General features: G+C 54.3%; 16 protein-coding genes and 1 pseudogene. 6 read left to right on the plus strand and 11 right to left on the minus strand.

Annotated features, from left to right (window positions below):
* Positions 1 to 50 precede the first annotated feature (50 nt).
* Positions 51 to 1,898, minus strand: a complete 1,848-nt coding sequence (locus K3729_10335) for an ATP-binding cassette domain-containing protein (protein ID UWQ97880.1) — start codon at positions 1,896 to 1,898, stop codon at positions 51 to 53.
* A gap of 127 nt (positions 1,899 to 2,025) precedes the next feature.
* Between K3729_10335 and ndk the strand changes: the two genes are divergently transcribed.
* On the plus strand, positions 2,026 to 2,448 hold the full coding sequence (gene ndk, locus K3729_10340; GenBank protein ID UWQ97881.1) for a nucleoside-diphosphate kinase: 423 nt from the start codon (positions 2,026 to 2,028) through the stop codon (positions 2,446 to 2,448).
* A gap of 51 nt (positions 2,449 to 2,499) precedes the next feature.
* Here ndk and K3729_10345 read toward each other — a convergent pair whose 3' ends face one another.
* Both K3729_10345 and K3729_10350 read right to left on the minus strand, forming a co-directional pair.
* The gene (locus K3729_10345; protein UWQ97882.1) at positions 2,500 to 2,679 is read right to left on the minus strand and encodes a YqaE/Pmp3 family membrane protein; all 180 of its coding nucleotides are present in this window, start codon (positions 2,677 to 2,679) and stop codon (positions 2,500 to 2,502) included.
* Positions 2,680 to 3,087 (minus strand): DUF4112 domain-containing protein, encoded by a 408-nt coding sequence (locus K3729_10350; protein ID UWQ97883.1) that lies wholly within the window; start codon positions 3,085 to 3,087, stop codon positions 2,680 to 2,682. It abuts the gene before it with no gap.
* An 89-nt stretch (positions 3,088 to 3,176) separates the two neighbouring features.
* On the opposite strand from K3729_10350, the gene K3729_10355 reads away from it, so the two are divergent.
* Positions 3,177 to 3,764, plus strand: coding sequence for a hypothetical protein (locus tag K3729_10355; protein ID UWQ97884.1), 588 nt, complete (start codon positions 3,177 to 3,179; stop codon positions 3,762 to 3,764).
* Here K3729_10355 and K3729_10360 read toward each other — a convergent pair.
* The 8 genes and pseudogenes from K3729_10360 to K3729_10395 all read right to left on the minus strand — a co-directional run bounded on the left by K3729_10360 (position 3,740) and on the right by K3729_10395 (position 10,416).
* Entirely contained in the window at positions 3,740 to 4,063 is a 324-nt protein-coding gene (locus K3729_10360; GenBank protein ID UWQ97885.1) for a TfoX/Sxy family protein, read from the minus strand. The two genes, K3729_10355 and K3729_10360, sit on opposite strands and share 25 nt — an antisense overlap.
* Before the next feature lie 426 nt (positions 4,064 to 4,489).
* The gene (locus tag K3729_10365) at positions 4,490 to 6,664 is read right to left on the minus strand and encodes a DEAD/DEAH box helicase (GenBank protein ID UWQ97886.1); all 2,175 of its coding nucleotides are present in this window, start codon (positions 6,662 to 6,664) and stop codon (positions 4,490 to 4,492) included.
* 85 nt (positions 6,665 to 6,749) lie between these two features.
* On the minus strand, positions 6,750 to 7,610 hold the full coding sequence (locus K3729_10370) for a CPBP family intramembrane metalloprotease (GenBank protein UWQ97887.1): 861 nt from the start codon (positions 7,608 to 7,610) through the stop codon (positions 6,750 to 6,752).
* A 30-nt stretch (positions 7,611 to 7,640) separates the two neighbouring features.
* Positions 7,641 to 8,450 (minus strand): hypothetical protein, encoded by an 810-nt coding sequence (locus K3729_10375; GenBank protein ID UWQ97888.1) that lies wholly within the window; start codon positions 8,448 to 8,450, stop codon positions 7,641 to 7,643.
* Positions 8,447 to 9,043, minus strand: a complete 597-nt coding sequence (locus K3729_10380; GenBank protein ID UWQ97889.1) for an HD domain-containing protein — start codon at positions 9,041 to 9,043, stop codon at positions 8,447 to 8,449. Before K3729_10380 ends, K3729_10375 begins: the two co-directional genes overlap by 4 nt.
* 9 nt (positions 9,044 to 9,052) lie before the next feature.
* A complete protein-coding gene (locus tag K3729_10385) occupies positions 9,053 to 9,487 on the minus strand; it encodes a hypothetical protein (GenBank protein UWQ97890.1) in 435 nt (144 codons plus the stop codon).
* Positions 9,488 to 9,561: 74 nt separating this feature from the next.
* Positions 9,562 to 9,759: pseudogene (locus tag K3729_10390) on the minus strand (hypothetical protein).
* A gap of 3 nt (positions 9,760 to 9,762) precedes the next feature.
* On the minus strand, positions 9,763 to 10,416 hold the full coding sequence (locus K3729_10395) for an alpha/beta hydrolase (protein ID UWQ97891.1): 654 nt from the start codon (positions 10,414 to 10,416) through the stop codon (positions 9,763 to 9,765).
* 175 nt (positions 10,417 to 10,591) lie between these two features.
* Here K3729_10395 and K3729_10400 point away from each other — a divergent pair, with 175 nt between their 5' ends.
* The 4 genes from K3729_10400 to K3729_10415 all read left to right on the plus strand — a co-directional run bounded on the left by K3729_10400 (position 10,592) and on the right by K3729_10415 (position 14,354).
* On the plus strand, positions 10,592 to 11,050 hold the full coding sequence (locus tag K3729_10400; protein ID UWQ97892.1) for an Rrf2 family transcriptional regulator: 459 nt from the start codon (positions 10,592 to 10,594) through the stop codon (positions 11,048 to 11,050).
* Between the two features lie 94 nt (positions 11,051 to 11,144).
* A complete protein-coding gene (locus K3729_10405) occupies positions 11,145 to 12,185 on the plus strand; it encodes an aminotransferase class V-fold PLP-dependent enzyme (GenBank protein UWQ97893.1) in 1,041 nt (346 codons plus the stop codon).
* Positions 12,186 to 12,199: 14 nt separating this feature from the next.
* Entirely contained in the window at positions 12,200 to 13,723 is a 1,524-nt protein-coding gene (gene sufB, locus K3729_10410; protein UWQ97894.1) for a Fe-S cluster assembly protein SufB, read from the plus strand.
* A 118-nt stretch (positions 13,724 to 13,841) separates the two neighbouring features.
* Positions 13,842 to 14,354, plus strand: coding sequence for a hypothetical protein (locus tag K3729_10415; GenBank protein UWQ97895.1), 513 nt, complete (start codon positions 13,842 to 13,844; stop codon positions 14,352 to 14,354).
* The last annotated feature ends 8 nt before the right edge of the window (positions 14,355 to 14,362 follow it).

A 14,362-nucleotide genomic window follows, 5' to 3' on the forward strand; every position in this document is an offset into this window, starting at 1 on the left:
GAGCCTCCGGCGGGGATATTTACGAGCCAAAAGAAATGAGGTGTTAGTGCTTATTTCTGGGCTTTCTCGAGATTTTCGAGAGCTTGCATCCACATGGTTTCAGCCCGTTCGAGCCCATTCATGACCTCCGCGTATTTCTTGTTCCATGTTTCCAACTCGCCTTTACGACCGTCTTCGTAAAGAACAGGATCGGCAAGCTTTTTCGCGAGTTTATCGCGCATGTCGTTAATTTTTTTGACACGCTCTTCCGACTTGCGAACCTCAGCCTTCAAGGCGAGCAGTTCGTCGCGGCTGATTGCCTTTGGTTTTGGCTTCGGTTTTTCCGCAACCTTGGGCTTTTCAGGGGTGATCAGCATCTTGCGGTAGGTTTCGAGGTCTTCCTCGTAAGGTTTTACATGCCCGTTTTTCACGAGCCACAGGCGATCCGCGACCATCGACAACAGGTGCATGTCGTGGCTGACGAGGATGACGGCGCCCGTATAGGCGGTCAGAGCGTCAACTAGCGCTTCACGCGATTCGATATCAAGGTGGTTGGTGGGCTCATCGAGGATGAGCAGATGCGGCGCGGGCAGGGTTGCCAGCAGCAACGAAAGGCGGGCTTTTTGACCACCTGACAGGCGACCAACCTCTGTATCCGCTTGATCAGCGCCCAGTCCAAATCCCGCGAGACGTGCCCGCAGTTTCGCTTGGCCTTCCTCAGCACGTTCACGCAGCAGATGCTGAAGCGGCGTTTCATCAACGTAAAGTTCGTCAACTTGGTGCTGCGCAAAGAACCCGATCCGCAGCTTGTTTGACGTCACCATATTGCCGCGCGCCACTTCAAGTCTGCCAGATAACATCTTGGAAAGTGTGGATTTACCTTCGCCGTTACGGCCAAGTAGGGCGATCCGGTCGTCTTGGTCGATGCGCAGGTTCAATTCGTGCAGAATGATTGTGTTGCCGTATCCAACCGCTGCTGATTCCGTCGCGATAATCGGCGGTGACAGTTCTTCGGGTTTCGGGAAAGTGAACACGGTCCGCGCCACGTCTTCGGGCGCACGGATCGTTTCCATCTTCTCAAGCGCTTTCACACGGGATTGCGCCTGTTTCGCTTTGGATGCTTTGGCTTTGAACCGATCCACGAATGCCTGCAGATGTTCGCGCTTCGCGTCCTGCTTTTTCGCTGCCGCAGTCAAAAGTGCACGCTTTTCAGCGCGTTGCTTGGCGAACATGTCGTAGGTGCCGGTGTAATAGATCAGGCCTTTGTCTTCGAGATGCAGGATGCCGCCGACGGATCGGTTCAGCAGTTCGCGGTCGTGGGACACGATCAGAACAGTATGCGGATATTTGACCAGATAGGCTTCAAGCCAAAGCGCGCCTTCGAGATCAAGGTAGTTTGTCGGTTCGTCGAGCAGCAACAAGTCAGGTTCAGAAAACAGGACAGCCGCCAAGGCAACACGCATCCGCCACCCGCCAGAAAAAGCGGAACAGGGCTGGCGTTGTTCTTCGTCGGTAAACCCAAGACCCTTGAGGATTGCAGAGGCGCGTCCTTCGGCAGACCACGCATCAATATCAGCCAACCGTGTTTGAATGTCGGCAATGCGGGCTGGGTCGGTGGCCGTTTCAGATTCGGCCAACAATGCTTCACGTTCCACATCCGCACGCAGGACGGTGTTGATCAGTGAGACTTCGTTGCCGGGGACTTCCTGGCTCACACCACCAATCTTCCAGCCTTTGGGAATATCAACAGATCCGGTGTCCAGCACCATTTCGCCTCGAATGATCTTGAACAGGGTCGTTTTGCCAGAGCCATTACGCCCCACCAAGCCCACCTTGTGACCAGTCGGAATCGTCACTGTTGCGTTTTCAACCAGCGTGCGGCCGGAGACTGAATAGGTGATGTCTGAAATCTTAAGCATGGGGCTGCTTTGCCTGATCACAGGGGCAGGGTCAATCGCCGCTTTTCAAGGGGTCCGGTGCATGCTACTGCCCGCCCAGAAATTCAACGCGAGGGGCGGCCCCCGCACAGACTGAAAGAGGCCCGACATGGCAATTCAACGTACATTCTCTATCATTAAGCCAGACGCAACAAAGCGTAACCTGACAGGCAAAATCGCAGCTAAATTCGAAGAAGCCGGCCTGCGCATCGTTGCATCCAAGCGTATCCAGCTGACACTGGCACAGGCACAGCAGTTCTACGGTGTGCACTCTGAGCGTCCGTTCTTCGGCGAACTGTGCGAATTCATGATCTCCGAGCCGATTGTTGTTCAGGTTCTCGAAGGCGAAGACGCAATCGCGAAAAACCGCGAAGTTATGGGCGCAACAAACCCAGCAGACGCCGCTGAAGGCACAATTCGTAAAGAATTCGCACTGTCCATCGGCGAGAACTCTGTTCACGGCTCCGATGCTCCAGAAACTGCAGCAGAAGAAATCGCATTCTTCTTCTCAGGTCTTGAACTGGTTGGCTAAGTCTTTAACGGCTTAGAATTCGAAAAGGGCGCCTAATGTGGCGCCCTTTTTTTATGCCTGACGTGCGGGTAGGGATCGCGCCAGAATGTAGGCTGCGTGGATGAACCCGGGGACATAGAACAGACACGTGAGTAGAATGTTCAGCCAGAATGCCCCACGAAAGCCAACCGTCAGAAAAACTCCAAGCGGCGGGATGATGATCACGGCGAGAAGTTTCAACCAATAATACATTTACGCCACCCAACTTTCTGCACCGATCCGGCCCGTATCGACCTGTCGTGCGCGGGCTGCGCGTCTATTCAGATTCACCTCAAGCGCCCGATAATTGCGCAGGTTTGCGTTGTAAAGAACGTCAAAAATGTCGCCAACAACAGGCACCGACCCGACAATCAGGTCGAGCAACGTGTTGAAAGACATGTACGCAACAGCGCCCGGTGTCGCTCCAATTTTGTGCGCTCGGTGGATCATCCAGACCGCAGGGACCACGGATGCCAAATCGCCGATGACCGGAATAAGACCAAGGATGTTATCCAGACCAATCGAAATCTTGGTGCCGGGAATGTAAATTAGAGCGTCCATGCGCATTGCTACAATACGCAAGCGACGCAGTTCTTCATCAATATCATGTTGTATGTTCATGTCGTTAACATAGCAGGTTTGATTGCGTATGTGAAGGGTGTTTACATTTTTCCTTTTGCGACGGGATACGAACTACCTAAGATACCATTATGGAAGACATACAATTTACATTTCTGAAAGCGCCATTAGGGGGCACCGTTCGATACGCGTTATCAGATGGCCGCTTGACGGAACGGGACGCGGATCGCGTCGCGATTTGGGAAATTGCTTTGGCTGACGTTGAAGCAGCGACTTACAGCACAACCAACGTAGGTGGACTGCTGGCACGCAGCTTAACCCTCAAGACCGACCACAAAAACGTGACGATTGGCTATTCAGACAGGAACCCGAAAGACGATGAAGCGGATGGATTCGTTGCCTTGATCCGTGCAATTGGATCGGGGTTAGAAGACGCGCAGCCTGGGTTTCGTGTGTCTTTAGGTCAAACCAAGTTCCAAAGGTTCGCACTTTTCACAGCATTCGCTTTTGCAGTTGTTGTAGCCGCGGGCATCCTGTTTGCGATGTTTCTCAGCAATATGGGGTTCGATGACGTGTTCGCAGTTGCGGCACCACTGGCAGTCTTGATCGTCTTCGGTGGCCTAGGGATGAGGATGTTTTGGCCGTGGCGTCCATTGCCGACCATCCCAGCAAAACGTCTGCTTCCGCCACCACCTCAGCGGGATACGACGCCAATCTGATCCAGAAAAGTCTCCAGTTCGGATCGGTCGGCATCGAAACTGTCGTTTTTCAGGCTATCGAATTTTACACGCAGCGCTTTCTTTTCGTCACCCTTGCAATCGTTCCACGGTCTGCCTTGCAGGGCCATGTGTAGAACGTAATACCCAATGAAATGTGGGCGTGTCCCGTTTTCTAACAATTTTTGATAGGCGGCATGGGCGCCGAGCGCACGCAGATCTTCGGCGGTCATGATACCAACATCGTTGAGCATCGTTTCGGTCGCGGGACCGAGATTCTTAATGGTTGAGATTGCCGCCATGGTTTCAATTTACATGGAACGGAAAAAAGGACCAGTGGGTACAGGGTAAAGAAGGGGAAAACGAACCCCGCACACCACCGGTCTTAGTCGGCATGCCAGCACTTCGAAAAGGGAGGAGACGCGCTGGCGTTTCCGAAAATCTCAGATACTTGCGTAGTCGCGAAAAACAGGGGTTTGGGGCTTAGGATGACTTTGACCCTTTGGTGGGGCCGGTGCCGTATCCTTAGGTTTTGAGTTCAACATAACACATTCCTGATTAACCTTGCTGTTGCGATGTTTTGCTTAGCATCACGACGGGAAAACAAGACCGCCGTTGACGTAGAGGTAACCCGGCAACATGGCGTCGCCGGGGTGGAAATGTGGCAGAAATGTGAAATTTGCCCGTATTGGGGACAATTTGTTAATTTTTGTTAGATCGTCGTCGGATTACCGCGATTTAGGACCGCCGCGCCGTGGTGGCTGACCGCCACCTTTGCCGCCCGGGCCTTTACGACCACCCGGTTTTCCACCCGGAGGAGTGAACCGTTTCGACGTGTCACCCGCACTTGCGCGTGGTTTGGCTGGCCGTCCATCATCGGATTTCTTGAACCCGCCTGATTTACCACCCGGTTTCCCTTTGAAACCGCCTGGTTTGCCGCCGTCTGACTTGCCCTTGTAAGCAGGGCGTTCGCCATCGCGCGGTTTGTATGGTGGTTTTGGTCCACGTGCCACAACGGCATCGCCGTGATCTTTGCGCGCTGGTTTGCTAAAGTCTGTCTTCTTGTGTCGTGATTTGCGCGTCGTGTCGTCGGACCCCGGACGTGCAACAGGTGCCATATCGTCCTGGCGGGATGGTGGCGGGGCTGAACGGTCACGAGGTTTGTCGAACTTTTTGTCGCCGCGCGGACGGTCATCGCGAGACTTGTATTCGCCGCGTGGCTTGTCGTCGCGCCCTTTGTAGTCACCGCGGGGTTTGTCATCACGGTACTGTTTCTTGCTCGGACGTGCGCCGCGCTCTGAAATCTGGGGTACACCTTCAAGCTGTGTTAGCTTGGCTTGGTTTTCCAAGGTCATGTCGCCGCCAACTGCTTTGAGGAAGTTCGGGACAGCTGCTGCTGAAATCTCGACATAGGTTTCTTGTGGCTGAATGCGGATCGCACCAATTTCTTTCTTGGTGATGTCGCCGGCCTTGCAGATCATTGGCAGCAACCAACGCGCTTCGGCTTTGCCTTCGCGGCCCACATCAACACTGAACCACTTGGACGGACCAAACGGCGCACGTTCTTTGCGTTCACGTGGTTCGCGAGCGCCCGCGGGGGCGTTTGGATCAACGATTGTAAGTTCTTCCGGCGCTGACTGTTTGCCTTGGAAAAGGCGCAGGTAGGCAGCCGCGATTTTCTCGGGTGCATGTTGGGCCAGTAGTTTTGTCGCGAATGCCGTTTCGTCTTCGGTGAAATCAGACGACCAAACGTCATCATTCAACAGACGTTCTTCGTCTTTGGCTTTCACTTCGTCAGCAGACGGCGGGGACGCCCATTCCGCTTTCAACTTGCCCCACTTCAGCAGGTTTTCCGCACGGCGACGCATCTTTGGCGTGACGATCAGTGCGGAAATACCTTTACGGCCCGCACGACCCGTCCGGCCAGAACGGTGCAGCAGGATTTCAGCGTTTGTTGGCAGTTCAGCGTGGATCACCAATTCGAGATTCGGCAAATCGATCCCGCGCGCAGCAACGTCTGTCGCGACGCAAACCTTTGCACGACCGTCGCGCATGGCTTGCAGCGCATGTGTTCGTTCTTGCTGCGACAACTCACCTGACAGTGCGACAGTCGCAAAACCACGGTTCGACAGGCGTGTTGTTAGGCGTGTGACCATCGCGCGTGTGTTCGCAAAGACAATGGCATTGGGCGCATCGTAATAGCGCAGCGCGTTGATGATCGCGTTATCTGCGTCGTACTGGGTACAGGTGAGGGCGCGGTATTCGATGTCGGAATGCTGCGTTTCTTTTGTGACGGTGGAAACCCGTACCGAATCCTTCAGGTAGGATTTCGCAAGTTTCGCGATCATCGGTGGCACCGTGGCCGAGAACATCAAAGTGCGGCGGTCTTCTGGAGCTTCACCAAGGATGAATTCTAGGTCTTCGCGGAACCCAAGGTCGAGCATCTCATCCGCTTCGTCCAAAACGATGGCACGCATGTCGGACATATCCAACGTGCCGCGCATGATGTGGTCTTTCAAACGACCCGGCGTGGACACTACGATATGCGCGCCACGGTCCAACGCACGACGTTCGTCGCGGAAATCCATGCCACCAACGGTGGACGCAATCGTGGCACCTGCTGCTGCATACAGCCACTGCAATTCGCGTTTTACCTGCAAGGCAAGTTCACGAGTTGGGGCAATACAAAGCGCTAAGGGGCGACCTGCGGGACCGAACGTGCCGTCCTCGGACAGGATAGTTGGGCCAATCGCCAAACCAAAGCCAACTGTCTTACCAGAACCGGTCTGGGCGGATACCAGCAGATCTTTGCCTTCCAACTCAGGGTTGGTGACAGACTCCTGCACAGGTGTGAGGGTGTCATAGCCTTGTTTTTCAAGGGCTGCTGCGAGGGTCGAGATCATAAGGTGCGTTCCGCTGATAGATAAGTGTTGCCGCCTATGCCTCTTGGCCCCGCGTGTCTAGTGGGAAACGGCGTGCGGGCAGCAGCTATGCGCCGATGGTCGGCAGATTAGTCGGTGTTGGCGCTTTGTGAAACAGGGATTGTCCTGTCCGTCGCGTGAAGCTGCGCAATACCCAGTAGGTGATAACGATTAAGATGGTGGGAAGTAGAAAGCTCGAGGCGTCCAAATCGGACGAGACAAGGTTTTCGGTATCCGTGGCTTCGGTTTCGGACAACGCTTGCCCTAGCATCACGTAGCTGTTCCAAATCATATGCAGAAAGATTGGTGGCCAAATGCTATTGGTTTGCAGGCGAATTGCGCAGAACAACGCCCCAAGAGCGGTCGCATTGAGAACTTGAAAAGCAGTCAACGAAACCGCTTGCCCCAAACCGAGATTGACGAGGTGCAGCAGGCCAAATGCAACGGACGATATGGCCACCGCTGTGATTAACTGGTGCTTTTCACGCAGCGCACCAAAGACGATACCGCGGAACATGACTTCCTCGGACAGGCCCACAAAAAAGTTCAACATCAAAACGATTGTGATGATCGCAATTGGTCCGGCGACATTTTCGCTTGTCATCAGTGCAATGGAGAACCCGAGCGCGCCAAGGGCTGGAAATGCGCCGACCCACAGGAACGACCGTATACCTGAACGATCATATGGGCCCTGAAACCCTGTGATGTCCGACCATTTTAAGCCCCAGACGATCAATACAAGGGTGATCGCCATAATGGCTTGCCATGCCACACCATTGGTCAACGCGTCAAAAGTCATGACGCCAGTGCCTTCTGTCACATCCACAGCGCCCCATATCGCATAGGGAAGCGCAAGGATCAGGGTCAGCGCAAAAAGCAGTCCCGCCGCAATCGTGCGGGGATGCTTGCGGGCAAAATGGCGGATCATTTTTGATGTCCAATGAGGGTACGCATGAGATTACACAGTTTTGCGCTGCATCCACAACCAAGGGGTCGGGCCATCACGCCATTCCCATAGCGCAAGCAGGCGGTCAAGGTCACCGAGCCCCGCCATCCAGTCAGGCAAGTCATCGCTGCTAAACGCGCGGCCAAGTTCCTTGATATGGTGTGTTTCAGCAAAGCGGCCTGCGATCCGTTCCGTTAGGCCGGGAATCATATTCTCGTGCACTTCGACAAGAATGTTGGCGCGTCGCAGGCCTTTGGCGCGATCTGGATCGAGTAGGGCGTCTTCCGCCCCTTCGATATCGCAGATGATCGTTGTGTCTTGGGCGCGGCAAATATCGAAATCAGCATGCGTGAGCTTTCCGCCCACCTTCACTCTGTTTGATACATAGTTAGTTTTAGCCAGTTCCACTGCGCGTTCCTGAGCCGTTTCATTTGTATCGCGGGCCCAGACAATACCGTTAGGCAATCGGCGGGCCAGACCGATGGCGTAATACCCTTCCGCGCACCCAACATCGATGATGAGCGGTGGCGCCGCTTTGATAATGTCCTCGATCACTGGTGCGAGCGTTTTCTCGTAAATACCCAGCAGTCGCGGCACGCGTCCACCTTCTGACGCAGGCACATTGTAGATCATATCCTTGAAAGGACCTGAAGGAATGGTGGTCCCGTTTTGCCCAATCACAGTGTTCTCCAGCAATTTTGCCCGCCACTTAGCGAGATGTCGCAAGGCCGCGTCTAGCTTTTGGGGTGTCGGATCACCGCTAAGCAGTTCCAGAATGTGCTCTTGGGTGTTGATGGAAAGTGGGCTTGGTGGCTTTGTCATCCGGTCCCGAACCAATCATCGAGCCGCGCGCGAAGTGCGATCCACAGTGCTGGCGCACCCCGGCTGACCTTTGCGCCAACGCGGTCTTCGACCTGCACGCGGCTCACATTGTATTCCGTCCATGATTGCCCGCCGGTTTCGAGGTTCGAGATCACCGGCTGCACGCGGTCGATGGATTTGGCAAAGATGGCGTCGTCCGTTTCAGCGGCTTCGAATTCGTCCCAGAGGGCGCGGAAATCGTCGCGTTGATCATCCGGTAAAAGGCCAAAGATACGATCCGCCGCGATTTTTTCTTCCGCGGCTTGGGCATCGGGATCACGGGCCGCAGCGCTATGAATTGGCGTGTCGCCCGCATCAATTTCGACAAGATCATGAATCAACATCATTTTCAAAACGCGCGTGATATCGACGGGTTTTGCCGCATGTTCAGCCATGACTAAAGCATAAAGGGCGACATGCCACGAATGTTCACCTGTATTTTCAAAGCGGGAACTGTCGCACAGTTTTGTGGCGCGTAATACCGATTTGAGCCGGTCTGCTTCAGTGAGAAATGCGAATTGCGCGTCGATACGCGTTTGGGCCAAGTCTTTCATAAGCGGAACCTATGTGGCGTTGGCAGGCTTGTCCATGTCAGGGCGTTTGATCTGGTCGAACAAATCGCCAAATCCGTTCCATGGGTACAGGCCGTGGATGGCGTTTGTGAAGGCTTCGATCACGGCTGGATCATGCACAGGCGTGTTCGGAAAACCTGCCGATGCAGCTGCGTCATAGTCAAAAACGGATCGAAACCGTGGGATTTGATTGAAACCTGCAAGCGACCATTGTTCGGACCGCAAAGCTGCGTCGTCGCAGCGCACCAATGAAATCACATCGGACAGTACGAAAGGCGCAACTGACGCCGTCCGATCTGTCTTTTGAAAAGAGATTCCGCAGAACACAACGTTGTCGGAACCAGCAGATGTTTCAAACACTTGCCCGACGCCAAATGTGCCGTCGAGCAAGGGAATGCGAAAATAATCTGCTTGATCGTAGATCATGCGATCTCGGTTGGACCGTCCTGTTGCGGTTGGTCTGCTGGGGCGGCAGCCGCCGCCGTACGTCTTGCAACACTTTCCGCCAGCATTGTCCGCGCACGTTTTTCTGCGCGACGTACTCGGATCGCCGTCAGATATGCCTCTTCAAGCGATTGCGATGACGCGCCAAGGATTTCCCCGATGCGATCAACGATCTTTTCATCACCACTTGCTTCGGCTTCGGCCAAAGCTTGGTCAGCCAGTTCGTTCGCGGTGTTATCTGTATATTCTGACATGATTTACCGTGTATTTTCGGTCAAACGCTGGCGGACATAATCCGTCACCGTATCGATCATCGGATCCATATGCGGATCTTCAAAGAAGTGGCCAGCACCTTCCATCGTGTTGTGCGTGATGGTGATACCTTTTTGCTCGTGCAGTTTGTTCACGAGGTTCACGGTATCCTGTGGCGGTGCCACGCGGTCGTTTGACCCGTTCATGATCAGACCAGAAGACGGGCAGGGCGCCAGAAAGCTAAAGTCATACATGTTCGCAGGTGGGGAAATCGAAATGAAACCCGTGATTTCAGGACGGCGCATCAGCAGTTGCATGCCGATCCATGCACCGAATGAGAAACCAGCAACCCAGCAATGCTTGGAGTTGTTGTTCATCGACTGCAGATAATCGAGCGCGGACGCCGCATCGGACAATTCGCCCACACCTTGGTCGTACTCACCTTGGGACCGACCTACGCCGCGGAAATTAAACCGCAAAACAGTGAAGCCCATCTTATAGAAAGCGTAGTGCAGGTTATAAACAACGCGGTTGTTCATGGTCCCACCAAACTGTGGATGCGGGTGCAGGACGATCGCAATCGGTGCATCGCGGTCTTTTTGCGGGTGATAGCGGCCTTCAAGGCGACCTTCTGGTCCGGGGAAAATAACTTCGGGCATGAGCGTCCGTTTTTTTGTTCTCGGTGATGGCGCATTTCATCAGGTGTATTCTTGACGAAAACGCTCAGGCACCTTAGAAAGATTCTAAACTTGGGCCGATTGGTCCAATGACTGGTGATTTGACCTAATCGCGCTGCACGCAAAGGTCAATGTCATTAACCTGATGGGATGTAAGATGAAGCTAAGTACAAAGGGACGTTATGCGGTAGTCGCTTTGGCCGACTTGGCGCTGCAGCCTGACGGGGCGTTGGTCAATTTGACCGAGATTTCCAAACGGCAAGATATCTCATTGGCCTATCTCGAGCAGTTGTTCGTGAAATTGCGTCGTGCCGATCTTGTTGTGTCCGTACGTGGACCGGGCGGTGGGTATCGTTTGGCGCAGCCCGCTTCTGAAATCCGAGTGGTTGATATTCTCAGCGCGGTTGATGAGACCGTAAGCGCCATGCACAAAGGTGCCGGTGCGTCAGGTGCCGCATCAGGGTCGCGGGCCCAATCGTTGACAAACCGTTTGTGGGAAGGGCTGAGCGCACATGTTTACGTCTTCTTGCATCAAGCGCGGTTGTCCGATGTTGTCGGAAACGGTCTTGCGCCGTGTCCGGCTGTTCCGGCCTTGTTTGAAGTCGTGGATGAATAGGGATGGTGGTATTTCCGGAACATTTGGTCGATTTTTCCAGAAAAATCGGGGTCGTCCGGCACGATACTCGTGATCAAACGCAGGCGTGTTTCTGATGGCACGTGTTTATTTGGACCATAACGCGACAGCGCCTGTGCGCGCCGAAGCGAAGGCTGCAATGATCGCTGCCATGGACATTGTTGGTAATCCGTCGTCCGTCCATGCAGAAGGGCGTGCTGCGAAAAAGCTGCTTGAGCAATCACGCGCAGATATTTCGGACGCGTTGGGTGCAGCTGGTGCCGACATTGTGTTTACGTCGGGTGCGACAGAATCTGCGGCCCTAATACTTGCGGGTCGTGATTTGCAGGGATCCGGCTTGGAACACGCCGCCGTTGCTGCGTGGATCGATCCGGTTCTGCCAGTCGTCAATGGCGTAGTTCAGGTTGATGATCCGACACGGGCAGTTGTTCAGCTTGCGAATTCCGAGACGGGTTTGATCCAGAAAGTTGATGGCGTGGCTGTAACTGACATCACGCAAGGGTTCGGCCGTGTTCCGTTTGCTTTTGATTGGTCCAGTGTCGGGGCTTCGATCTTGTCAGCGCATAAGTTTGGTGGCCCGAAAGGTGTTGGTGCATTGATTGTGCACGCTGGCGCTGATGTCGCAGCGCAGATCAAGGGCGGTGGGCAAGAAATGGGGCGTCGGTCAGGGACTGAAAACCTGATCCTGATTGCTGGTTTTGCGGCGGCTGCGAAGGCTGCACAAAAAGATTTGACCGAAGGCCGCTGGGAGCAGGTTGCGCAATTTAGAAATATTCTAGAAAAGGCCATTGAGGACGCGACCCCCGACACTATTTTTGTAGGACAGGACGGCGCGCGGTTGCCCAATACCAGTTGTTTCCTCAGCTCCGGCTGGAAAGGTGAAACGCAGGTGATGGCAATGGACCTCGCGGGATTTGCGGTTTCGGCGGGGTCAGCCTGTTCAAGCGGCAAGGTCAAGATTGGCGGCGTGCTGCCGGCGCTTGGCTATTCAGATGAATTGGCGTCGTGTGCGCTCCGGGTGTCGCTCGGGTTGGATACGACGGAAGACGATGTACTGCGCTTTGCGGATGCATGGGCGCGGAAACGAAAGAAGATCAGCGCAGCAGCCGCTGCGTAAGAGAGGAAAATGCGATGACAGCTTTGGACGAAGTTCAAGTCAAAGATGGTGTAGATCAGGAAACCGTGGATGCGGTTTCGGCGCTGTCAGGCAACTACAAATACGGCTGGGAAACAGAGATCGAGATGGAGTATGCGCCAAAGGGCGTTAACACCGATATCGTGAAACTGATTTCCGGTAAAAACAACGAACCCGAATGGATGACCGAATGGCGTCTTGAGGCGTTTGCGCGTTGGGAAAACCTTGAAGAACCCACATGGGCGATGGTCAACTACCCTGACATCGATTTCCAAGACATCTACTACTATGCCCGCCCAAAGAGCATGGAGGAAAAGCCGAAGTCGTTGGACGAGGTCGATCCAAAGCTGCTCGCGACATATGAAAAGCTTGGTATCCCGCTGAAAGAACAGATGATCCTAGCGGGCGTCGAAGGTGCCGAAGATATTCCTGTGGAAGGCCGCAAGGTCGCTGTGGATGCGGTGTTTGATTCCGTATCTGTGGGCACGACGTTCCAGAAAGAGCTGGAAAAAGCTGGCGTAATCTTCTGTTCGATCTCTGAGGCGATTGAAAAGCACCCTGAGCTGGTCAAGAAATACCTCGGCACGGTGGTTCCACCATCCGACAACTTCTACGCGACGCTGAACTCCGCCGTGTTTTCTGACGGGTCTTTCGTCTACATCCCGCCGAACACACGTTGTCCGATGGAACTGTCCACCTACTTCCGTATCAACGCGGAAAACACCGGCCAGTTTGAGCGCACGCTGATTATCGCGGACAAGGGGTCTTACGTGTCTTATCTCGAGGGCTGTACTGCGCCGAAACGCGACACCGCCCAGCTGCACGCAGCTGTGGTTGAGATCATCGTCGAAGAAGACGCCGAAGTGAAATATTCCACGGTTCAGAACTGGTATCCCGGCGATGAAGACGGGAAGGGCGGCATCTACAACTTCGTGACCAAACGTGCGGATTGCCGTGGCGACCGGTCTAAAGTGATGTGGACCCAAGTTGAAACCGGCTCTGCTGTGACGTGGAAATACCCGTCATGCATCCTGCGCGGTGATGACAGCCAAGGCGAATTCTATTCCATCGCCATCGCCAACAACCACCAGCAGGCGGACACAGGCACAAAGATGGTGCACTTGGGCAAGAACACCAAGTCACGGATTGTGTCCAAAGGGATTTCCGCGGGCGTGGCCCAGAACACCTACCGTGGTCTGGTATCGATGCACCCGAAAGCAAAAGACAGCCGGAATTACACGCAGTGTGACAGCCTGCTGATCGGCGACAAGTGCGGTGCGCATACTGTTCCGTATATCGAGGTGAAGAATAATTCGTCTCGCGTGGAACACGAAGCGACCACATCCAAAGTAGACGACGATCAATTGTTCTACTGCCGCTCGCGCGGGATGGACGAAGAAGAGGCGGTCGCCTTGGTTGTCAACGGGTTCTGTAAGGAAGTGCTGCAAGCGCTCCCGATGGAGTTCGCGATGGAAGCGCAAGCGCTTGTTGCGATCAGTCTTGAAGGGTCTGTTGGCTAACAAATGACTGTCGTCTGCCCGACATATAGCCGCAACAGGGTCACCGCGCTGCCCCGTTTTCGCCCCAGTTCGTCTGCTAGTCAGTCGTGGGGACGTAACGGGACAGGTGCGCATTATCATGGCGACTCAAGATCAAGCTGCTATTTTTCAGGCTCGTGTGAAGAGCATCAACAACCCGCGCAATACGTACTATCACGATCCGGAAACGGGCATGAAGGTACCAAAGCGGGTTGGTCGCGATCAGATCTTGGCCAACGGCAAGACACCGCCCGCAACGACAATCGGCATGATCATGTCGATGATCGTGGGTGCGATGTGTCTTATCGTGGCACGCTATTTCCAAATCACGTTCTTGGATATCCAACCCAGCGTACCGCACGCGCTTGCCTACGAATTGGGCATGGCAGCGGCGATGGCCTTCACGTTGGGCGGGTTCATTCGTCAGAAGACGTTCAAACACATGGTTTGTCATTTGGCGGGCGCCGCGTTCGCCGCAGTAACGATGCACAACGCCGTTTGGATCGCGCCGGATCAATTTGCGATGGTCTTTTCACAGGGCTTCGTCAACGAAATCTTGATTGCAACCGATCCGATGTCACTGAACATCGCGGGCAACAGCATCACAATCTAACATCTGAC

This window comes from Rhodobacteraceae bacterium S2214 (assembly GCA_025141675.1).
Taxonomy (GTDB): domain Bacteria; phylum Pseudomonadota; class Alphaproteobacteria; order Rhodobacterales; family Rhodobacteraceae; genus Yoonia.